The sequence below is a fragment of the Pseudomonas sp. GM25 genome (assembly GCF_000282255.1).
Classification (GTDB): domain Bacteria; phylum Pseudomonadota; class Gammaproteobacteria; order Pseudomonadales; family Pseudomonadaceae; genus Aquipseudomonas; species Aquipseudomonas aphyarum.
In genome coordinates this window covers 46,238-66,861 of sequence record NZ_AKJQ01000014.1, presented here as the reverse complement: position 1 = coordinate 66,861, position 20,624 = coordinate 46,238, and the positions used below count along the sequence as shown (strand labels likewise).

Annotated in this window: 16 protein-coding genes and 1 pseudogene; 8 read left to right on the top strand and 9 right to left on the bottom strand. The window is 61.4% G+C overall.

The window, feature by feature from the left end; translation table 11 throughout:
• The first annotated feature begins 101 nt into the window (after window positions 1–101).
• From PMI24_RS05705 to PMI24_RS05695, 3 genes are read left to right on the top strand one after another with little or no spacing between them, the layout of a single operon-like run.
• Entirely contained in the window at window positions 102–761 is a 660-nt protein-coding gene (locus PMI24_RS05705) for a paraquat-inducible protein A (RefSeq protein WP_007951772.1), read from the top strand.
• Window positions 748–1,371 carry a paraquat-inducible protein A gene (locus PMI24_RS05700; RefSeq protein WP_007951771.1) on the top strand — a complete coding sequence of 208 codons (624 nt, stop codon included), beginning with the start codon at window positions 748–750 and terminating at the stop codon, window positions 1,369–1,371. Before PMI24_RS05705 ends, PMI24_RS05700 begins: the two co-directional genes overlap by 14 nt.
• On the top strand, window positions 1,364–3,667 hold the full coding sequence (locus PMI24_RS05695; protein ID WP_007951768.1) for a PqiB family protein: 2,304 nt from the start codon (window positions 1,364–1,366) through the stop codon (window positions 3,665–3,667). The genes PMI24_RS05700 and PMI24_RS05695 overlap by 8 nt, the downstream gene beginning before the upstream one ends.
• A gap of 69 nt (window positions 3,668–3,736) precedes the next feature.
• Here the strand turns inward: PMI24_RS05695 and mksF are convergent, their stop codons facing one another.
• Genes mksF through mksB form a run of 3 tightly spaced genes read right to left on the bottom strand, consistent with a single transcriptional unit; the run spans window position 3,737 to window position 8,545 of the window.
• Complete coding sequence (gene mksF, locus PMI24_RS05690; RefSeq protein WP_007951766.1) at window positions 3,737–6,577, bottom strand: Mks condensin complex protein MksF; 2,841 nt, start codon at window positions 6,575–6,577, stop codon at window positions 3,737–3,739.
• Entirely contained in the window at window positions 6,574–7,275 is a 702-nt protein-coding gene (mksE, locus tag PMI24_RS05685) for an Mks condensin complex protein MksE (RefSeq protein WP_007951764.1), read from the bottom strand. Before mksE ends, mksF begins: the two co-directional genes overlap by 4 nt.
• On the bottom strand, window positions 7,265–8,545 hold the full coding sequence (mksB, locus tag PMI24_RS05680; protein WP_007951762.1) for an Mks condensin complex protein MksB: 1,281 nt from the start codon (window positions 8,543–8,545) through the stop codon (window positions 7,265–7,267). Before mksB ends, mksE begins: the two co-directional genes overlap by 11 nt.
• Window positions 8,546–8,776: 231 nt before the next feature.
• Between mksB and PMI24_RS05675 the strand changes: the two genes are divergently transcribed.
• Both PMI24_RS05675 and rimI read left to right on the top strand, forming a co-directional pair.
• On the top strand, window positions 8,777–9,523 hold the full coding sequence (locus PMI24_RS05675) for a hypothetical protein (RefSeq protein ID WP_007951760.1): 747 nt from the start codon (window positions 8,777–8,779) through the stop codon (window positions 9,521–9,523).
• Window positions 9,516–9,968, top strand: coding sequence for a ribosomal protein S18-alanine N-acetyltransferase (gene rimI, locus PMI24_RS05670; protein WP_007951758.1), 453 nt, complete (start codon window positions 9,516–9,518; stop codon window positions 9,966–9,968). The genes PMI24_RS05675 and rimI overlap by 8 nt, the downstream gene beginning before the upstream one ends.
• 15 nt (window positions 9,969–9,983) lie before the next feature.
• On the opposite strand, the gene PMI24_RS05665 is transcribed toward rimI, so the two are convergent.
• Window positions 9,984–10,388 carry a hypothetical protein gene (locus PMI24_RS05665; protein ID WP_007951757.1) on the bottom strand — a complete coding sequence of 135 codons (405 nt, stop codon included), beginning with the start codon at window positions 10,386–10,388 and terminating at the stop codon, window positions 9,984–9,986.
• 142 nt (window positions 10,389–10,530) lie between these two features.
• Between PMI24_RS05665 and can the strand changes: the two genes are divergently transcribed.
• Window positions 10,531–11,175: a carbonate dehydratase gene (can, locus tag PMI24_RS05660; RefSeq protein WP_007951756.1), complete on the top strand. Its 645-nt coding sequence runs from the start codon at window positions 10,531–10,533 to the stop codon at window positions 11,173–11,175.
• 8 nt (window positions 11,176–11,183) lie between these two features.
• Here the strand turns inward: can and PMI24_RS05655 are convergent, their stop codons facing one another.
• The 5 genes from PMI24_RS05655 to PMI24_RS05635 form a co-directional block, all read right to left on the bottom strand.
• Window positions 11,184–11,711 (bottom strand): hypothetical protein, encoded by a 528-nt coding sequence (locus PMI24_RS05655; protein WP_007951755.1) that lies wholly within the window; start codon window positions 11,709–11,711, stop codon window positions 11,184–11,186.
• Window positions 11,712–11,891: 180 nt separating this feature from the next.
• Complete coding sequence (locus PMI24_RS05650; RefSeq protein ID WP_007951754.1) at window positions 11,892–13,064, bottom strand: hypothetical protein; 1,173 nt, start codon at window positions 13,062–13,064, stop codon at window positions 11,892–11,894.
• A 61-nt stretch (window positions 13,065–13,125) separates the two neighbouring features.
• Entirely contained in the window at window positions 13,126–14,853 is a 1,728-nt protein-coding gene (locus PMI24_RS05645; RefSeq protein WP_007951753.1) for a J domain-containing protein, read from the bottom strand.
• An 11-nt stretch (window positions 14,854–14,864) separates the two neighbouring features.
• Complete coding sequence (locus PMI24_RS05640) at window positions 14,865–16,562, bottom strand: molecular chaperone HscC (protein WP_007951752.1); 1,698 nt, start codon at window positions 16,560–16,562, stop codon at window positions 14,865–14,867.
• Between the two features lie 201 nt (window positions 16,563–16,763).
• On the bottom strand, window positions 16,764–18,182 hold the full coding sequence (locus tag PMI24_RS05635) for a short-chain fatty acid transporter (RefSeq protein ID WP_007951749.1): 1,419 nt from the start codon (window positions 18,180–18,182) through the stop codon (window positions 16,764–16,766).
• Between the two features lie 199 nt (window positions 18,183–18,381).
• On the opposite strand from PMI24_RS05635, the gene PMI24_RS05630 reads away from it, so the two are divergent.
• Both PMI24_RS05630 and PMI24_RS29745 read left to right on the top strand, forming a co-directional pair.
• Complete coding sequence (locus PMI24_RS05630) at window positions 18,382–19,695, top strand: MFS transporter (protein ID WP_007951747.1); 1,314 nt, start codon at window positions 18,382–18,384, stop codon at window positions 19,693–19,695.
• 117 nt (window positions 19,696–19,812) lie between these two features.
• Window positions 19,813–20,541, top strand: a pseudogene (locus tag PMI24_RS29745) (PAS domain-containing protein); the annotation flags it as partial.
• Window positions 20,542–20,624: the final 83 nt, after the last annotated feature.

The following is a 20,624-nucleotide window of genomic DNA, read 5'->3' as shown; positions in this document are numbered from 1 at the left end:
CCGCAGGAAAGTTTTTGCTCGCCTCAGCGAACAAATTTGCACAGTTATTTTCGAATCAGAACACTAGAATAGATCCCAACTTTCTCGGAGCCAGAGCCCTTATGTCAGATTCGGTTGACGCCCCAGGGCTGTCAGATTTACCGCTGGATGACTTGGTGGCCTGCCATGAGTGCGATCTGCTGATGCGCAAGCCCAAGCTTGCTCACGGCGAAAAAGCCCTCTGCCCACGCTGCGGTTACGAACTGTACGCTCACCGCCATAACGTGGTGCAGCGCAGCCTAGCCCTGGTCATTGCCGCGCTGTTGCTGTACGTGCCGGCGAACTTTTTACCCATCATGCAGCTCAATGTTCTCGGGCAATCGTCGCAGGACACGGTCTGGAGCGGTGTGATCGGTCTGTTCAACACCGATATGCGCGGTGTTTCGGTTGTCGTATTCCTTTGCAGCATGGCGATTCCACTGTTGAAACTGCTGTGTCAGTTGATCGTATTGCTGACTATCCGTTTCAACATCGGACGCAGTTATGGCCTGCTGCTCTACCGCATTTATCACCACCTCAAAGACTGGGGCATGCTTGAGGTCTACCTCATGGGCGTCCTGGTCGCGATCGTCAAACTGGCGGACATGGCGGCAATCACCGTGGGCCTCGGTCTGGCGTGTTTCATCGGCTTGTTACTGGTTCAGGTCTGGCTCGAAGTGGTGATGTCGCCGCACCAGATCTGGCAGGCGTTATCAGGAGAAGATGCCCATGCGGGCGATTGATGCAGGCATTCTGATCTGTACCGAATGCCACGAACTGAACAGGCAGGATACCGACAGCGATGTGCAGACTTGCACCCGATGCGGCGCGCTGGTTCACGCGCGGCGGCCCAATAGCCTCGCGCGAACCTGGGCGCTGCTGATCACGGCCGCGATTATCTACATCCCGGCCAACGTGCTGCCGATCATGACCGTCAGCTCTCTGGGCCAGGGTGACCCGAGCACGATCATGTCCGGCGTCATTCAGTTGGTGCAACACGGCATGATTCCAATCGCTGCCGTGGTGTTCATCGCCAGTATCCTGGTGCCGACCTTCAAACTGGTGGGCATCGCGCTGTTGCTGTTTTCTGTACAGCGCCGCCAGCCGTTGTCCGCACGACAGCGGATCTGGATGTACCGCTTCATCGAGTTCATCGGCCGCTGGTCGATGCTCGATATTTTCGTGATCGCCATTCTGGTGGCGGTCGTCAACTTCGGCCGGCTTGCCAGTGTCGAAGCCAATCTTGGCGCCATCGCCTTCGCCAGTGTGGTGATTCTGACGATGCTCGCCGCTGTCACTTTCGATCCCCGACTGATTTGGGATAACACGGAGTCGGACGCCGACCATGACTGATTTGCCTGTAGCGAAAACCCGACCGGCTTCGAACTGGTCTGCCATCTGGGTGTTGCCCCTGATCGCCCTGATTATCGGCGGCTGGCTCGGCTGGCGTGCCTACAACGAAACCGGCATCGAGATTCAGGTGCGGTTTGAAAGTGGTGAAGGCATTCAGGCCAACAAGACCGAAGTGGTCTACAAAGGCATGCCGGTCGGCAAGGTGAAAGCCCTCAAACTCGATGATGAAGGCAACTCCAAAGGTGTCATCGCGACCATCGAGATGAACAAGGATGTCGATCAGTACCTGAAGACCAGCACCCGTTTCTGGCTGGTCAAGCCGAGCGTGACCCTGGCCGGGATCACCGGCCTGGAAACCCTGGTATCGGGTAACTACGTCGCCATCAGTCCCGGCGAAGGCGAGCCGACCCGCAAGTTCAAGGCCCTGGCCGAAGAACCTCCGCTATCGGATTCGCAACCCGGTCTGCACTTGACGATCAAGGCCGATCGTCTGGGTTCGTTGAATCGCGGCAGCCCGGTGTTCTACAAGCAGATCAAAGTCGGTCAGATCAAAAGTTACGTGCTGTCCGAAGACCAGAGCACGGTCGAGCTCAAGGTGTTCATCGAGCCGACCTACGCCAAACTGGTGCGCAAGCACACCCGTTTCTGGAACGCCAGCGGCATCAGCATCGACGCCAATCTGTCCGGCGTGAAAGTGCGCAGCGAATCCCTGGCCAGCATCGTCGCCGGCGGTATCGCTTTCGCCACCCCGGAGAACCGCAAGGACAGCCCGCCCACCGATCCAAGCCTGCCGTTCCGTCTCTACGAAGACTTCGATGCGGCCGCCGCCGGCATCCGCGTTAAGGTCAAACTCAGCGATTTCGAGGGCCTGCAAGCCGGGCGCACCCCGGTGATGTACAAGGGCATTCAAGTCGGTAACCTGAAAGCGCTGAAGATCGATCCGGACCTGTCCAGCGCCACCGCCGAACTGACCCTCGATCCGCTGGCCGAAGACTATCTGGTCACCGGCACGCAATTCTGGGTAGTCAAACCATCGATCTCCCTGGCCGGCATCACCGGTCTGGAAGCGTTGGTAAAAGGTAACTACATCGCCGTGCGCCCGGGCGACAAGGGCGGTGCGCCACAGCGTGAATTCGAAGCCCGACCCAAAGCCCCGCCGCTCGATCTGCGCGCACCCGGCCTGCACCTGGTGCTGTTCACCGACACCCTCGGCTCGATCGATGTCGGCAGCCCGATCCTCTACAAGCAGGTCAAGGTCGGTTCGGTGCAGAGCTATCAGTTCTCCAAGACACGCAAGCAACTGGTGATCGGCGTCCATATCGAGAAGGAATACGAAAACCTGGTCAACGCCTCGACCCGGTTCTGGAACGTCAGTGGCGTCACGCTGACCGGCGGTTTGACCGGCGGCATTCAGGTCAAGAGTGAATCGTTGCAGACCCTGATGGCCGGCGGCATCGCCTTCGAAACGCCGCAAGCCAAGGCACCGCTGCAAAAGCGCATTCCGCGTTTCCGTCTGTTCGCCAACCATGATGAAGCGAATCAGAAAGGCGCCGTCGTCACCATCAAGGTCGATCGCGCGGACGGTCTGCGCAGCGGCACCCCGGTGCGCTTCAAGGGCCTGGATGTCGGCAAGATTGAAAGTGTCGACCTGACCGATGATCTGCAATCGGTAATCCTCACCGCGCGCATCACTGAAGTGCCGGAGAAGATTGCTCGAGTCGGCAGTCAGTTCTGGGTGGTCAAACCGGAGTTGGGTCTGATCAAGACCTCGAACCTGGAGACCCTGGTCACCGGCCAGTACATCGAAGTGCAACCGGCGGCCAAGAACCTCGGCCCGCAGAAAAACTTCGTTGCTTTGGCTAATGCGCCGGAAGTCACCAAGCAAGAAGCAGGCTTGAGTCTGGTACTGAGCGCTGCCCGTCGCGGTTCGCTCAAGCCAGGTGTTCCGGTGACTTACCGCGAGATCACCGTAGGCAAAGTTACCGGTTACGAACTGGGCCAGACAGCGGATCGCGTCCTGGTGCACATCCTGATCGAACCGAAGTACGCGCCACTGGTGCGCAGCGGCAGTCGCTTCTGGAACACCAGCGGCGTCGGTTTCGACATCGGCCTGTTCAAAGGCGTGACCGTACGCACGGAGTCGCTTGAGACAGTGATTCAGGGCGGTATCGCCTTCGCCACACCGGACGGCGAGAAGATGGGCAACCCGGCTCGCGCCGAACAAACCTTCCCGCTGTTCGACAAGTTCGAAGACGAGTGGCTGAACTGGGCACCGAAGATCCCTCTCGGCAAATAATCCAGAGCCCATGAAAAAGGGCCACGATCCAATGGATCGCGGCCCTTTTTTGTGCCCGTCAGTTACGCATCAAACCGCATCCAGCTCCGGCTCGTCCGCTTCGACATTGACGGTGGCCTTCACCACATCGTGGCGACGGATGTACTTCCAGTCCGCCTCGTCGATGTAGATACCGGCCGGGCCGCTGCCGCCTTCCAGGTCGATGGCGACACTGGCGCAGACCTGCGGCTTCACGCTTGCCAGAATCGGCACGAAGCCCAGTTGCAGGCTGGTTTCCAGCAGCGCTGCCTGGTTCTTCTCGTCGATGTCCGCTGCCTCGTCGAGGTAGTACGGCAGACGTACGCGACCGGCCAGGTCGCGGTCCATCAAGTGCAGCAACAAGTACATGTTGGTCAGCGCCTTGATGGTCATCGTGGTGCCGTTGGACGCCGCGCCATCGATGTCGGTGTGGATTACTGGCTGGCCATTGACCTTGGTGATCTCGAACGCCAGTTCGAACAAGTCCTTGAGGCCGAGCTGGTTGTGGTTCGCCGCCACCAGCCGCGCCAGGTATTCCTTGGCCTCTTCGTTCTTGTTGTCCTGTTCCGCACTTTGGCTCAGGTCGAACACCGACAGGGTTTCGCCTTCTTCGTACTGACCGGCGCTGTGGATGATCTGGTCGATGTGCTTGAGCGCTTCCTTGTTCGGCGCGAGCACGATGCGGAAGCTCTGCAGGTTGGACACCTGACGCTTGTTGATCTCGCGGTTGAACAACGCCAGTTGGTGCTCGAGGCTGTCGTAGTCGCTGCGGATGTTGCGCAGGGTTCGCGCGATATCGGTCACGGCTGCACGACGGGCCTTGCCCAGGGTCAGGGCTTCGTCGGTGCGGTGCGCGTAAGCGTTGATCAGCAACGACAGACGGCGCTCCATGTCGTCTTCACTGTCGAACTTGGCCACGCCCTTGAGGCGCACCTGTGCATACAGCGCTTCGATCTGGCCATCGGCACGCAGCAGGCCTTGCCAGCTGTCCTGATAGTCGTTGAGCAGCGGCAGCAGGTTGTCCATCGAATCGTCGACCGGATCCATGAACGGCGTGCCGAACGGCAGGTCCGCCGGCAACAGCTGACGGCGGCGCAGGGCGTCGTCGAGGGTGCGTTGCTTGGCTTCCATGTCGGCGATCTGCCGGCCGACCAGTTGCAGCTTGGCCGACAGTTGCTGGACGCGCTCGGTGAATGCATCGCTGGAGCGCTTGAGTTCGTCCTGCGCAGCTTCCATCTGCGCCAGTTGCTCCAGCTTGTCGCCTTCTTCGGCGCTCAGGGTCTGGGTGCGGCGGAAGTCTTCCAGAGCCTTCTGCGCATCCAGCACCTGCTGGTACAGCGCTTCGGTCTGGGTCTTGCTTGCGGCACGGTCGGCGGCCACGGCTTGTTGGGTCTTGAGTTGCTTGAGCTCTTTTTCCAGACGCTCTTTCTGATCACGCAGCGCGGCACGGTCGGCCAGCGCTTGCAAAGCCGGCGGCTCGATGTGCGATATGTCGATCGACAGGCCCGGCACTTCGAAACGCTCGCCCTTGAAGCCGTCGAGGATCAGCTCGACCGATTTCACCCACTCGCCGTTCTCGTCGAGGGTGATGCCGTGTTCCCCCAACGGCAGGCTGAACAGCGCACTGTTGAACAGACGCATCAGGCGCTCGACATCCTGTTGCGAGAACTCTTCGCGCAGGCGTGCATAGCTGTTGTTGTCGGCGTGATCGAGTTGCTGCTTCACCGACTTCAGGCGTTTTTCCAGATCGCGAAGACGTTCTTCGAGATCCTCGGCACTGAACTGTCGGGACTGCGCCAGCGCACCGGCCAGTTCGTCGTGAGCGTCCTTGGCCGCTAGCAGTTGTTGCTCCAGAACCTTGACGTCATCGACCAGCGCGAAGCGGTTCTTCAGAACGGACAATTCGCCGAGCCAGCGCTGGATGCCGGAGATTTCCCGCTCCAGACGCATCAGTTCCTGAGTGCCGCCGCGCTGATCGTTTTGCAGATCGTCCTGCTCGCGACGGTAGTGCTCGGCCTGAATGGTCAGTTCTTCCTTGCGTGCCGTGGCGTAGTCCGACCAGGTGCCGAGCAACGAGTCGAGCAGCGGCGACAGGCGATGCAACTTGCCACGCAACACATCGCGCTGTTTCACGCCGTTGGCCAAGGCTTCGACCAACGGGCCGGCAGCCACCAGCGAGTTGTAGTCCTGTTCCATGCGACGCACGTCGCGGAAGGCTTCTTCGCACGCGGCGATGTAATCGACGCTGCCGGAACGCAGGCTGTGTTCGAACGCATCGAGGAACAGCTGCTTGAGCTTGGCTGCGGTGATTTCACGCATGTGCAGCAGGTTGATGAACAGCGCGCGGAAAGTCTTCAGGCTCTGTTCGCTGGTGGAGCGCAGCGGGATCAGGGTCAGATCCAGCGGGATCGACGTGTGACCGCCAACCAGCAAGCGACGCAGCTCATCGGGCTTGAGTTCGTAGGCTTTCAGGCCTTCTTTCTCAAGGTTGCTGAACAGCTCTTTCTGCCGCAGGCAGGTGTCGTTTTTCTGATAGTGCGCCAGATCGAGCTTGCCGGCGTAGGCAAAGAACTGGTGACCGAAACCGCCGCCCGGGCCGCGACCGACCACGCCGATCACGTGCGGGCCGTGGGGCAGGTTCACTTCGACGAGGATGTAGCTGGTGTCGGAGGCAAAGTAGAAACGCCGGGATTGCTCCAGGCTGTACTTGCCGAAACTCATGTCTGACATGCGCGCCAGGATCGGGAACTGCAAGGCGTTGATCGAGGCGGATTTACCGAGGTTGTTCGCGCCGTAGACCGACAGCGGTTCTTCCAGCGGGAACAGGCCGAGGCTGTAACCGGCGGTGTTCAAAAGGGCAAAGCGGCGGATGCCGTAGCGTTCCTGGCTCATGCGTCGGACTCCTGTTCTTCGGCAATGGCGCGGGCCAGTGCGTCTTCTTCGCTCTCTTCTTCAAACTCGGAAAGATCGAGCGGGTCGTCGGTGGCGAGGAATTTCGCCTCGGCGGCTTCGTCGATCAGCACCGGCGCCGGCAGCGGCAGAACGCTGTGCACGCTGGCCGCCAGGTCGCGGTCCTGTTGAACCGACAGGCAGACATCGAGGAAACGGTGCATCGGCGGCAGGAAACGGTACACGCCGTTTTCCTCGCTGGCGAAACCGAGCTGGGTCATGCGGCGCATGATTTTTTCTTCGAGCTCTTCAACGGTCTGCACTTCGGCCTGGATGAACAGGTCGCGGTACTTTTCCAGCAGCGACGGCAGTTCCTCGCGGCCAAGGCTGCCGCCGTCGAGTACGGCGATTGGGTCGCGGCCCTGATCGGCCAGATGCTCGACAAGAATGAAGGTGAACAGCGCCAGACGCTGGGCAGTCTTGTTCACCGCCGCAGCAGCCATGTCCGGCACGAAGTAATAGAAACCACGGGTGTCGCAGACCAGTTCGAAACCCAGTGCCTTGAACAGCGTGCGGTACTGGTCCTGGAAGTTCGACAGTTGTGCGTACAGCTCCGGGTCGCGGCGGCTGACGTGATAACCCTTGAACAGCTCGCGGAAGATCGGCGCCAGCTGAGACAGTTCGGAAAGATCAAGATGCATTGGGGATGCTCGCAGAATCCTCGGCGGCGGCGTCGCCGGCCGAGAGCAGGGCGAAGGAGCGCAGGCTGACCTGATGCTCGTGAGTGTGGTATTCGCGGCGTTCCAGACGCTCGCGCTTGAAGCGTTTTTCCCGCGACAGGCGCGAGAACCAGTAAAGCAATTCGTCGGTCGCGCCGTCCGGCTCCTGCTCCAGCAACCAGGTCATCAGATCCGGCATCGGCAGGGATTCTTCGCAACGGTCGACCATCTCGCGCACGGTGCGCGGTGCACGCGGGGCATCGCCGCTCTTTTGCGATTTGTGCGCCTTGGGGAAACGCGCCGGTTTCGGCTCGAAACGGGCCAGGGCGTAGACATAGGCTTCAACCTGACTGGCGCTGCCGAGGAAGGTGCTTTGCGGCCGGGTGAACAGCGGCATCGCGGCTTGCGGCACGGCGTCGATGCCTTTGCGGCGGATTGCGGCCAGCGCCAGCGCAGCACCACGGGTCACGGCGTTGTGTCGGCGCGCTTCTTCACGCAGCGGCAGCAGCAGCTCACGGGCGTGACGCAGGGTCAGCTGGGCGCTGGTCTGCATTTCGAGGATGCGCGCGTGAGTGCGCAGCAGCATGTCGTCATCGACCAGATGGCCGAGGCGCTGCTGTTCGCTGAGCATCTTCAGCAGCACGGTTTCGACCTTGCGCACGCCTTGCTCGAAGGCGCCGTCGGCGTTCACCAGATCGATCATCGGCTCGACGTATTCGTCCCAGGTCGCCAGTACTTCGGCGTAACGCTGACGCAGCGGAATCTGCCGGTCGCTGGTCTTGGCCCGTTCGGCCACGGCCACCAGCGCCTGTTCGTCGTTGTCGAGTTTTTTCAGAACGTCGCGCACGCGCATGTCGAGCAGGCGCAGCTGACGGGCCAGGTCATTGCCGTCACGGACGTCGAACGCATCCTGGATATAACCGGCCAGACGCTCGAGGTGACGCAGATAGGCTTCGATCTCCAGGCACAGGCCCAGACGGTGCTCGCGGCGCAGGTAGGCGAGGAAGTCGTGGATCTGCGCATTGAGCTCGAAACGGTTCGGGCTCTTGGCCACGGGAACCAGAATGTCGAGGCGGATCCACACGTCGAGCAGGCTGGTGATGTCCTGCGGCGTGCTGTCCAGTTGCTGGGCGGCCAGTTGCGTGCGCAGTTCGTTGAGGCTCAGGGTGCCCTGGTCGAAGTGCTCGCACAGTGGCTCCAGAAGTGCCCAGTGTTCAGCGAGGGCGCGCAAGACGCGCTTGGGTTCGATCATCGGAATGGCCGGCTGGTTGGCGATTAAAAGCCGCGATTGTACTGCATCACGAAGGATGCGATTCACTCTCGGGACGGGCTGTCGCTTTTCTTTGCGTCAAGGTATCGGTCAAGACTATCGATCAACAGCGCGCGATCTTGAGCGAAGGGCGGTAGAATCAGCGCACTTCAGTTATCCACAAGTGGCCGACCCTTGCTAATCGAGTCCCGCCGCCGCGCCTATTTGAACGCCATGCAGGTGGTCAACTGGCTGCCGCGCACCGAATTGCCCTTTGCCGCGCCGTCGCGGCCCGAGCTGCTGGACATGCCCGAGCCCGAGATTGCCGCACCGGTGATCCCGGCTACCCCGGCCGAAGCGCCGGAGCAGCCGGCCGCGCGTCCGGTCGAACGGCCGAAGATCGAGGTTCCGCGACCTTCGCTGGCCAGCACCCGCACGGGTGCCAAGCCGGTCGAAGAAGTCGACGAAACACCTGTGGTGGCCAAACCGGCGCCGGTGCCGCCACCGCGTTTTGCCCTGCAATTGCTGCGCGCCGGCCGTTGCCTGCTGCTGGTGGAGTTACCCACAGGCGAAGCCTTCCAGTCCCGCGATCCTGCTTATCTGTTGCTCAAGGACATGCTGCGTGCCGCCGGTCTGCCGGACGCGCCGCAGATTGTCGGTGAGCCGGTGCGCTGGCCATGGCTGAATCGCGGCACGATGGATCAGGGCCCGGAAGCGGCCCGGGATTTCGTCCAGGGTTTCCTGTCGGTGCAGATGGAGGCGGCGCCGTGCGCCTGCCTGTGGCTGATCGGCCTGCCGGCGGTGCGCTTTGCCGGTGAGGCGGATGCCGAAGCGTTCAACCGTGAATTGCAAATCGAGGGTCTTGGCCTGGCGTGGGCCGTGCCGGGGCTGGAATTGTTGATGGAAGAGCCACAGCGCAAGGCCGCCGTGTGGCAAGCCATGCGTCGGCTGATGGCGCGCTGGAAAGAATCGAATGAGTGACGCTGTATCATTTCGCCCGATGACCGAGGCGGATCTGGACGCTGTGCTGAAGATTGAATTCGCCGCGTACAGCCATCCGTGGACCCGCGGGATTTTTCTCGACGGCCTGGGCAAGTACCAGATCTGGCTGATGTTCGAAGGTGAGCAGCAGGTGGGCCACGGGGTGGTGCAGATCATTCTCGATGAGGCACACCTGCTCAACATCACGGTCAAACCGGAAAACCAGGGTCGCGGGCTGGGGCTGACCCTGCTCGAATACCTGATGTCCCGCGCCTACGCCGCCGATGCCCGGGAATGTTTCCTGGAAGTGCGCGACAGCAACACTTCGGCCTTTCGTTTGTACGAGCGCTATGGCTTCAACGAGATCGGCCGGCGCCGGGATTACTACCCGGCGGTCGGCGGGCGTGAAGATGCCGTGGTCATGGCCTGCACGCTCGTCGACTGATCGCGGCAGGTGTCCTCAGCGCTTGCGATCCAGCGGATCGCGGCGCGCCAGTTCCGCTTCATCCAGCCCGTTGCCGCCGCCGATGTCGTCCTCGTCGACCACGCTCAGATCCCAGTCGGCCTGATTGCCTTCTCCGAGTTCGTGGGCATCCCGGGCACCGTCCTCGCGGATCAGGGTCTCCGGGCTCAGGTCATCGTCGGTGGGCTCGTGATCGGCAGTCGATGCCCCGGTGAAACCCGCTTCATGCACGCGGTCACGGGGCATCAACTGTTCGCGCTCGCGCTCGGGCAGTTCGTCGCCGATCTTCGCACTGGGCTGTTCGTCGTCGAAATCCAGCTCATGCACCGAACCCATGCGGTCTTCGTTATCATCGATGGGCTCCGGTTGCACCGCATCATATGGACGTCGTGAATCAGTCATGGCAATTCCTCATACTGTGGGCCTTACTGAGGTGGACTCACCGGGCCCCCGAGAAATTCAAAGCAAATCACCCACGATCCCAGCGTGACCCCGACGGGCGGTCGACAGTCATACCAGCGCATCTTTCTTGAGGCCTTACAGCATGCACGACTTACAAGACCTGATTGATAACAACGAGCGTTGGGCTGACGCGATCACCAAGGAAGACCCGGATTTCTTCGCCAAGCTGGCCCGCCAGCAGACGCCTGAATATCTGTGGATCGGCTGCTCCGACGCACGGGTGCCGGCCAACGAAATCGTCGGCATGCTGCCGGGCGATCTGTTCGTTCACCGCAACGTTGCCAACGTGGTGCTGCACACTGACCTCAACTGCCTGTCGGTGATCCAGTACGCGGTGGACGTGCTCAAGGTCAAACATATCCTGGTGACCGGGCACTACGGTTGCGGCGGTGTGCGGGCGTCGATGCAGGATCGTCAATTCGGCCTGATCGACGGCTGGCTGCGTTCGATCCGCGACCTTTACTACGAAAAACGCGAAGAACTGGCCAAGCTGCCGACCGAGGAAGAGCAGGTCGACCGCCTGTGCGAACTCAACGTGATCCAGCAAGTGGCCAACGTCGCCCACACCAGCATCATCCAGAACGCCTGGCATCGCGGGCAAAGCCTGTCGATCCACGGCTGCATCTACGGCATCAAGGATGGTCGCTGGAAGAGCCTGAACACCACGATCAGCGGTTTCGAGCAGTTGCCGCCGCAGTACCGCTTGCGTCCGGTCGGCGCGCCCTGATCGGTCGTTCAGCGTAAACCTTGCCGTCGTCGCCAGCTCAATAGATAGCGCTGGCCTTCGAGATTGGGTGATTCATCGTAACCGGTGATCCACCCTCGGCAGCGCGAGGATCCGCAACCGCAGGCGAACTGCCGCAGCAGTTTGTCTTCGGTGGCGGTGTAATCGATAGTCAGCCTTTCACCCTCCAGAATATCGCGCAGGGCCCACACCCATAACTCGCTCATGTCGAGAAAGGTATTAGGGTCGCAGCAATGCTCGAACGCGCCGCAAAAGCGCGGATCGTAGAGGTGGATACCGGCCAGCAGTTGCCGGGTCTGCCGACAGCGATAGGGCAGCAACTGGCCTGAAACCCGGCACATTCGGGTGATACGCAGGAATGCCCGGCACGCTACGACAGCGGTGGCTACGCCCTCGGGATCGTGAACAATTTCGAAGTCCTGCTTTGACGGAAATCCCAGGCGGACGGGGAGTCCGGCAAAAGGATAAATGCCCTCGGTATCGCGTGCCGGTTTACCCGGTAGTGCGTAAGTGTTCATAACGGTCCCTGTTGGCTCGTTGTCGCAATTTCCATCGACTGACGTCCTGCCAGTTCTGCAACACGATCATTGGATCCAAGATCCCGCAAATCACACTAACGGTCTACTGTCAGATCTGACAGGCGAAATAGACGCTTTCCCGGGTCAGCCAAGGCTGACACGGGAAGGACGTCCGATTGCTCAGAGGTGGGCGGCGGGCGCGGCCATGTCCGGCAATGGGCTTTTCAGCTGTTGCAGCTGGGATTTGACCGGTGTGCTCGAGCAGGTCTTGTCCGCCTGTGCCACGGTCTCGTTGCGGATCGTGGTGTAGAACAGCTCGCAGGTCTTGGCTTTCTGCGTCACTTGCCAGGTCTGGGTGCAGCTGTTGAGCAGTGTCTTCGGATCGGTACCCGGTTTGCTGCCCATTCCGGCCTGCCAGCAGGCCGCGCTCAAGTCTTGCCCCATCACCTTCAGACCCGCCGCATCGGCCTTGGCCTGGGCATCGTCGCCGGTGTAGTTGCTCGGGTCGGCGGCGTACCAGATGTAGCTCGGGTGGTTGGATCCCAGCACCGGCACGTTCACCCCCGCGCTCGGGCTGATGGTCGCCAGGCCCAGTACATTCACGGTCGCACCGTATTGCTGCTTGATCCAGTTACGCACCGGCGCACCAAAGGCAACCATTGGCAGCACGGCGCCGCTGGCGTTCTGGCTGACCTGCCTGACCATGATGGTCTGGTAATCCTTGAAGTAGTCGTACACGCCTTCCAGATCCTTGCCGGCGCTGGCGGGCGCGGCAATCGGGGCGATGTCGATGATGGTCTGGTAGGCCGGCGTCTGGTCGGCGGGGATGCCATTGTCGGTCAGCAGCGCGGCCCAGCGGTCGGTGGTGTTCGAGCGCAGGTAATCCTGGGCCTGGGTCAGCGAGTAATCCGGCGGGAAGTGCAGCAGCTCGACACTCTTGCGGTTTTCCAGGGCCATGCCCAGTGGCAGGAACAGGTACCAGCTGTACGCCCATTTACCGTCGGCATTGAGTTTGCTGGCGCCGTTGTAGGCCAGGTCGCCGGCGTCCAGCAAGGCGGTCAGCGGTTTGTCATAGCCCTTCGGTACGCCGCTGATTTCGGCGTAGAGCTGATCGTTGTCGTTTTTCACCAGCACTTTGGCGTTGGTGTAGCCGTCGCGCTGCACGCTCTGGCTCAGGTAATGGGCGACGGTCTGCTCCAGCGTCCAGTTGCGAAAGCAGATCACGCTGCAATTGTTGGGGTAGGCGAAGAGGCGGGTGACGCGTTCGGTGCTGCCCAGTTTCAGGTCGACATCGGCGTGGGCGGCGGCGCTCAACGTGAGCGCCGCGAGGGTGAGGCCTGCGAGTTTCAACATGCTCAGATCCTTTTCAGCGAGGGTAAAACCTTGGTGGAGGGCAATCCGGCCCGCGTCTAGCCTAGCCGGGGAACAGGTGTTTCAGCGAATAACCAAGCTGGCTGGCAAGAATCACCCCGGTCATGGCCACCAGAAACAGCAGTTGCAACGGGCTGAAATGCGCCCAGTGCAGCGCGGTCAGCCACGGGTGCTTGTCGCTGAACTCCGGGTCGAGCGTACCGATGCGCCGCTTGTGCCAGAGCCCGATCAGGATCACCCCGATATAGGTGAAGGCCCCCAGCCCACCGAGCATGACCGAGAACAGCAGGATCATGACGGCTTGCGGCACGCCATGGCGCAGCACGAGCCAGCGGGTATCAGGGTTCCATCGGCGCGGGATGATCCTTTCGGTCAACCACAGGTCCTGAACGATCAAATGGGCGCTGATCAGAAACCAGTAACTCAAGCCGATCCGGAAAAACCAGACAGGAACGCAGGCGAAGGCCAGGGGAATGACGATGCTCATCGCCGTGGTCTTGTGCTCGGCGGGCAGATAAAACAGCCACAGCGCCAGCGCAATCGCAGCCCATGAGCGCAACCAGGTTTCGGCGGCGATGTAGCGCGGCAGAAACCGTCGCCAGTAGAAGACGTCGGCGTACGGCAAGCGGGCGAGCAAATCAGGGAAGCGCCACTTGAGGGTTTCCGATAACTGCTGGCAGGCCTGCCAGTCAGCCGGGATGAACCGGTCGGTCATGTCTTTCTGCTGCCGCGGCTTCATCGGGCTGATCAGCATCCGCGCGGCCAGAGCGTCGGGCGACCCGTTGCGCTGATCTTCGGCGCGGGCGCACAGGTTGTCGTAGAGGCTTTCCTGGTTGCAGCGCTCGATCAGCGCCTGCCAGAGCCAGTCCGGTTGCGGATGAATGCCCTTGGTGTCGTCCCAGCCAAATAATTGGGAGATACGGTCGAACAGCGGAACGCTCCACTCTGTGTCCTGCAGCAGTTGCAGGATGATCTGTTGCCAGTGTTCCCGACGGTCGAACACCTGGAGCCAGGGTTGGGCCGTGTAAGTCTTGAGCAGCGCGAGAAATTCACGCTCGTTTTGCGATGCGAGCATCGTTTCCAGCGATTGCCGGTAATCCGTCAGCAACTCGTTGGCGAGAATGCCGCGCTGCCCGTCGCCGATGACGATCTCCTGCCACGGGCCCAGCCAACCCAGGTGCTGCACCGCCCAACGGGCAATCGAAAGGCGCAGCGCGGGATGATCGAAGCACAACGTCAGCAACAGTGTCTGGAACGCTTGCGCACAATCCTGTTGGCACGCTTGCTCCCAGCGCTCATTCAGATTGTTGTCCGAGAGGCCGTTCAGCAATTGCGAAGCGGCTTCAATAGCCGGGTCGGCAGTCGGCTGCTCGGGCTCCAGGTTAAGAGGCTCCGGATTCAGGGGCTGTACCCGCAAGACTGGCGACTCGATCGGTGCTTCGGGCGCGGCCGGGGTCACCGGTTCGAATAGCGCCGCAGGGTAATCCCACGCATCGGTCCCGGTCTTCTGCAGCGGCTGAGCCATGGACTGCTCTTGCACCGCCAACGCAGCGATCCCCGGAGCCAGCATGACGTCGCCGTGCTCCTCGCTCTCCTCGTTTTCAAGGCGCCATTGGGCAATCGACAGTGCGTGCTCGTAAGCCTCGCGCAGGCGCTGGAAGCCTGCGGAATCTTCATCGGGCCGAAAGACTTTCAGCAGCCGCGCGTAACTGCGCTTGATATCACGCAGCCCGGCGTCTTCGGGCAGTTGCAGCACAGACCAGCATTCCATGTCGTGCATCCTTACTGCCAGGGGTTACGGTCGAGTGCGCTCAACTGCTTGCTCAGTTCGGTACGGGTTTCACGGATCTGCCGCTCGTCCTGGGAATCCAGCGCCTGCTGGAATTGCTTGGCCCAGTAGCCGATCTGATCGCGCAGGTCGCCCAGGCTTTCCTGATACAGACGTTCCAGACGCGCACTGAGCAGGGTGTTCACTTGCTGCTCGCGCGGATGGATCTTCAATTGCGCCAGAGCTTGCAGACGCTGCTGGATTTCCTCGGGCGTGAGCACGCCGGGGTTGTTTTCGATGACCAGCGAATGTTGCTGACCGGTCAGGGGAATGCTGACCTGGGCTTCGAGCAAACCGTTGTTGTCGTAGGTGAAGCGCACATCCAGTTCGACTTCGCCGGCCTTGCGCTTGGGCACCTTGATGTCCAGTTGGCCGAGCGCCACGTTGTCTTTGACCAGACGGCTTTCGCCCTGAAAGATTTTCACGACGACCTGTTCCTGATTGTCGTGAAGGGTCTGCACGGTTTTGACCCGGCTGACCGGGACGATGCTGTTGCGCTCGATGATCGGCAGGTAATGACCGCTTTCATACTGACGACCGACCTGGGTGGAGGTCTCGATCCCCAGGGTGTAGGAGCAGACATCGGTCAGCACCACTTCTTCCAGCGCGGCCGAACGGGCCTTGAGCGCTGCCTGAATGGCGGCGCCCTGAGCCACGACCTGATCCGGATCGAGGCTGATCGACGGGAAGCGGCCAAACAGCCCGGCGGCGAGTTTGCGCACCAGCGGCATGCGGGTGGTGCCGCCGACCAGCAGGATTTCATCGAGGTCGCTGACGCGGATGCGTGCATCGCGCAGGGCCCGTTCGATCGGCGCACGCAGGCGTTCGAGCAGCGGCATGTACAGCGTCGCCATTTGCGCCTGGGTGATGGTCTGGGTCCATTGCTTTTCGCCGACCTGCAATCTGAATTCGGCGCTGGCGTCCTGGCCCAATGCACGGCGCACACGCTCGGCTTCGCGGCGAAGCGGCTGGAGGATGGTGGAGCGCTCGGGGAAGTCCGACACGTTGCGATGCTGATCGATAAAGTGCTCGAGCAGCACGTTGTCGAAGTCCTCGCCGCCGAGGAAGTTGTCACCGGCGCTGGCACGCACTTCCATGACGCCTTCGAAGAGTTCGAGAATCGACACGTCGAATGTACCGCCGCCCAAGTCGAACACCAGGAACGACGTTTCCTTGTCCCGTTGGTGCAAGCCGTAGGCGAGTGCGGCGGCGGTGGGTTCGTTGATCAGCTTTTCGACTTTCAGGCCCGCCAGTTCACCGGCGATGCGTGTGGCCTTGCGCTGGGCGTCGCTGAAATAGGCCGGAACGCTGATCACGGCTTCCGTGACGGTCTGGCCGTAGGTGCGCTCGACGTCTTCTTTCAGGCTCTTGAGCACTAGCGCCGAGAGCTCTTCCGGACGGAATTTTTTATCCCCGAGGTAGACCTCCGTCGCACTGCCCATATGGCGTTTGAACAGCGATGCGGTCAGACGCGGATGAGTGTGCAGGCGTTCGCGGGCAGCTTGCCCGACCAGAATCCGGCCCTGATCGTCCAGACCCACCACGCTGGGTGTCAGGAACTGCCCCAGGGCGTTAGGCACCAACTCAGTGGCATCGCCGCGCCATACGGCAACAAGGCTGTTGGTGGTTCCCAGGTCAATCCCGACGATCATTGCAACGAACTCCCTTTGCGCTCAGACAAAAAATGAAACAGATATTGGGCGCGCAAGAATATTACCGAGGCAGTGGCGCGGTAAAGAAAGATGATGGCTCTGAGCCATTATTTACGACAGGCAACCGCAGTAGGGATCGTTCGGGGCGTTTTTGTCGAAGGGAAAGACAGGGCGCCGGAGCCGGCGCCCTGTAGACATCGTTTAAGGCATGACGGGCGGCAGATACGACAACGTCGTCCCCAGCGCCCACAGCAGCACCAACACCAGCGGCGTGTGCACCAGTAATTGCACGAACGAGAAACCGATCAAATCCCGCGCCTTCAGCCCCAGCACGCCCAGCAGCGGCAGCATGTAGAACGGGTTGATCAGGTTTGGCAGGGCTTCGGCGGCGTTGTAGATCTGCACCGCCCAGCCGAGGTGATAGTTGAGGTCGTTGGCCACCTGCATCACGTACGGCGCCTCGATGATCCACTTGCCGCCGCCGGACGGAATGAAGAAACCGAGAATCGCCGAGTACACACCCATCAACAGCGCATAGGTGTCGTGGGAGGCGATGCTCACGAAGAAGGTCGAGATGTGATGGGCCAGAGTCTGGGCGTCAGTGCCTTTGACCGTGGTCATCAGCGCCGCAATCGAACCGTACAGCGGGAACTGGATCAGCACCCCGGTGGTGGTCGGCACGGCGCGCGACACTGCATCGAGGAAACTGCGCGGGCGCCAGTGCAGCAACGCGCCGAGCATGATGAACAGGAAGTTGTAGGTGTTGAGCCCGGAAATCGCGGTGATCGCCGGTTTGGTCGAAAACTCGTGGAACAGCCATCCGGCCGCCAGCAGCACCAGCAGGATGATCAGCAGCGGGCTGTGTTCCAGCCATTCGCCAGGGCGGGTGCGCGGTTGCAGCGGCGGCAGGTTGAAGGCCGGGTCGATGCCACAGGCCTTGGCATCACGCGCCGAGTTCGGGCCGGGCGCGGTGGCGTAGGCGATGATGATCGAAATCACGATCAGCGCCAGCAGCATCACTCCCGACTGCCAGAGGAAAATCGTCTGGGTGAACGGAATCACCCCGGTGATCGACAGGATCGACGGCGGCAGACTGGCCGGGTTGGCCTGCAACTGCGCGGCGGACGACGACAGGCCCAGTGCCCACACGGCGCCGAGGCCAAGGTAGGCGGCGGCACCGGCGGCGCGGTAGTCCATTTTCAGATCGGTGCGGCGGGCGAGGGCGCGTACCAGCAGACCGCCGAACACCAGCGACAGGCCCCAGTTGAGCAAGGACGCGACCATCGAGATCAGCGCAACCCAGGCCACGGCAGAGCGACCGTTTTTCGGGATCCGCGCCAGGCGATCGATCAGCTTCACGGCGGGCGGTGAACTGGCCACCACGTAACCGCCGATCACCACGAACGCCATCTGCATGGTGAACGGGATCAGGCTCCAGAATCCGTCGCCGAAGGCCATGGCGGCGTCGGTGGGTTTGGCGCCCATGGCCAGGGTCGCCAGCGCGACGATGATCACCGCCAGCGCGGCGAATACCCAAGAGTCGGGAAACCAGCGTTCGGCGAAACTTGAACAGCGCAAGGCAAAGCGCGCAGAGCGGCTATCTTCGATATCAACGGCCACGGGAGTACCTCGGATTTTTATGTTTATTGTGGTCTTCGGGGCTTGGCCGGCCCGTCTGGACAGGTGCCAACAGTAAATCAACCGGCGGATTTTTGTGACCGTGTTTTGCCGAATCAGACTATGGTCTAACGGGTTGTCCGGCGGCCCGTTTGCGTAGACCATGGGCGCCTTGGTTTTTTGCCTGCCAGAGTTCTTTGCCATGACTGCCCATTCCACTGCCCGACCGGCGCCGTTCAGCCGTTCCGACTACAAGACCCTCGGCCTTGCGGCCCTGGGCGGGGCGCTGGAGATCTACGATTTCATCATTTTCGTGTTCTTCGCCCTGACCCTCAGCCAGTTGTTCTTCCCGCCGGAAATGCCCGAGTGGCTGCGTCTGCTGCAAAGCTTCGGGATCTTCGTCACCGGCTATCTGGCGCGCCCGCTGGGCGGAATCCTGATGGCGCATTTCGCCGACCGGTTGGGGCGCAAGAAGGTTTTCAGCCTGAGCATCCTGATGATGGCGCTGCCGTGTCTGCTGATCGGGATCATGCCGACCTACGCGCAGATCGGCTATTTCGCACCGTTGCTGCTGCTGGCGCTGCGCATCCTGCAAGGCGCGGCGGTGGGCGGTGAAGTGCCGAGCGCCTGGGTATTCGTGGCCGAGCACGCGCCGGCCGGCCATCGCGGTTATGCGCTGGGCTTTCTTCAGGCCGGGCTGACCTTCGGTTACCTGATCGGCGCGTTGACCGCGACTTTTCTGGCGCAAGTGTTCACCCCGGCCGAAGTGCTGGATTACGCGTGGCGTTATCCGTTCCTGCTCGGTGGTGTGTTCGGCGTGATCGGTGTCTGGCTGCGCCGCTGGCTGAGCGAAACCCCGGTGTTCATGGCGATGGAAGCGCAGCGCGAGGCGCGGGTCGAGCTGCCGCTGCGCACTGTGCTGCGCGATCATCGTCTGGCCATGTTGCCGGCGATGCTCCTGACCTGCGTGCTGACCTCGGCGGTGGTGGTGTTCGTAGTCATCACCCCGACCATGATGCAAAAAACCTTCGGCATGACCGCCGGCCACACCTTCGCGTTGAGCGCGCTGGGCATTGTTTTCCTGAACATCGGCTGCGTGATCGCCGGCCGGCTGGTCGATCGCATCGGCGCCTGGCGTACGGTCATGCTCTATAGCCTGCTGCTGCCGATGGGCATCGGTCTGCTTTATACCTGCCTGATCAGCGGCGGGGATTGGGTCGGTCTGGCCTACGCCATCGCCGGGTTGTGCTGTGGCGTGGTCGGTGCGGTGCCATCGGTGATGGTCAGCCTGTTCCCGGCGCGGATTCGCGTTTCCGGGATCTCATTCACCTACAACATTGCCTACGCCGCCTGGGCCAGTGTCACACCGTTGCTGCTGATCGGTCTGATGCCGTGGAGTCCGTGGATCTGCGTGATGTTCTGCGCGGTGATGGGGGCGGTGGGCGTCGTCAGTGCGGCGTATTTCGGCTCGCGCATGCCGCGCGCAGAACAGTGTCCGGTGGCCGGCACCGCCTGAGTTGTCGAGGCGTAACTATTTTTGTAGGACAAGCCTCAAGCGCTCTTCAGAAAAGATTTCCAAGGCCGATGGTTAGGCTGCATACCCGCTCTCCATCCAGTCCATCGGTGCTTTCCCATGTTCAACAAACGCCTGAAGCAAGAGCTGGCGGCTCTTCGTGAAGAACTCTCCAGCCTTCTGCAAGTGAAGGAGAGCCTGGAAAGCGAGATGCTGGTGCTCACCCTTGAGCCCGACGGACGGATTCAGTCGGTCAACCAGAACTTCCTCAGCGAAATGCTCTACAAGAACCACGACCTGATCGGCCGCGCCATCGAAGACATCGTGCCGGCCCATGTGAAGTCCGACGAGTTTCATCACCGCTTCAAGGCCGCTCTGACCCGTGGCGAGCATTTCGCTGGCGCAGTGCGCCTTTCCCGCGGTAACGGCGAAGAGGCGTGGTTGCGTTCGATCGTGCAGCCGATTCGTTCATCGGATGGCCGGATCAAGCACTTCTCGATTTTCTCCAGCGACCTGACCCGCACCATCGAGGCCTCCCGCGAGCACGAAAACCTGATCGGCGCGCTGGTGCGTTCGACTGCCGTGATCGAGTTCGACCTCAGCGGAAACGTGCTGAGCGCCAACGAACGGTTCCTGCAAGGCATGGGTTACAGCCTCGCGCAGATCAAGGGCAAACATCACCGCCAGTTCTGCGAGCCGGAGGAGTACAACAGCGCCGAGTACCAGAACTTCTGGCGCCGCCTGAACAACGGCGAATTCGTCGCCGGCCGTTTCAAGCGGGTCGACAGCCATGGTCGGACCGTCTGGCTGGAGGCGTCCTATAACCCGGTGCTCGACGCCAACGAAAAGCTCTACAAAGTGGTGAAGTTCGCCACGGTGATCACCGATCAGGTCAATCAGGAACAGGCCGTCGCCGACGCCGCCAACATTGC

Coding starts and splice junctions, on each gene's coding strand:
- rimI (WP_007951758.1), top strand. CDS start 9,516: ATGAGTGACGCTGTATCATTTCGCCCGATGACCGAGGCGGATCTGGAC.
- PMI24_RS05705 (WP_007951772.1), top strand. CDS start 102: ATGTCAGATTCGGTTGACGCCCCAGGGCTGTCAGATTTACCGCTGGAT.
- PMI24_RS05665 (WP_007951757.1), bottom strand. CDS start 10,388: ATGACTGATTCACGACGTCCATATGATGCGGTGCAACCGGAGCCCATC.
- PMI24_RS05630 (WP_007951747.1), top strand. CDS start 18,382: ATGACTGCCCATTCCACTGCCCGACCGGCGCCGTTCAGCCGTTCCGAC.
- PMI24_RS05700 (WP_007951771.1), top strand. CDS start 748: ATGCGGGCGATTGATGCAGGCATTCTGATCTGTACCGAATGCCACGAA.
- PMI24_RS05650 (WP_007951754.1), bottom strand. CDS start 13,064: ATGTTGAAACTCGCAGGCCTCACCCTCGCGGCGCTCACGTTGAGCGCC.
- PMI24_RS05640 (WP_007951752.1), bottom strand. CDS start 16,562: ATGATCGTCGGGATTGACCTGGGAACCACCAACAGCCTTGTTGCCGTA.
- PMI24_RS05675 (WP_007951760.1), top strand. CDS start 8,777: ATGCAGGTGGTCAACTGGCTGCCGCGCACCGAATTGCCCTTTGCCGCG.
- can (WP_007951756.1), top strand. CDS start 10,531: ATGCACGACTTACAAGACCTGATTGATAACAACGAGCGTTGGGCTGAC.
- PMI24_RS05695 (WP_007951768.1), top strand. CDS start 1,364: ATGACTGATTTGCCTGTAGCGAAAACCCGACCGGCTTCGAACTGGTCT.
- mksE (WP_007951764.1), bottom strand. CDS start 7,275: ATGCATCTTGATCTTTCCGAACTGTCTCAGCTGGCGCCGATCTTCCGC.
- PMI24_RS05655 (WP_007951755.1), bottom strand. CDS start 11,711: ATGAACACTTACGCACTACCGGGTAAACCGGCACGCGATACCGAGGGC.
- PMI24_RS05645 (WP_007951753.1), bottom strand. CDS start 14,853: ATGGAATGCTGGTCTGTGCTGCAACTGCCCGAAGACGCCGGGCTGCGT.
- mksF (WP_007951766.1), bottom strand. CDS start 6,577: ATGAGCCAGGAACGCTACGGCATCCGCCGCTTTGCCCTTTTGAACACC.
- mksB (WP_007951762.1), bottom strand. CDS start 8,545: ATGATCGAACCCAAGCGCGTCTTGCGCGCCCTCGCTGAACACTGGGCA.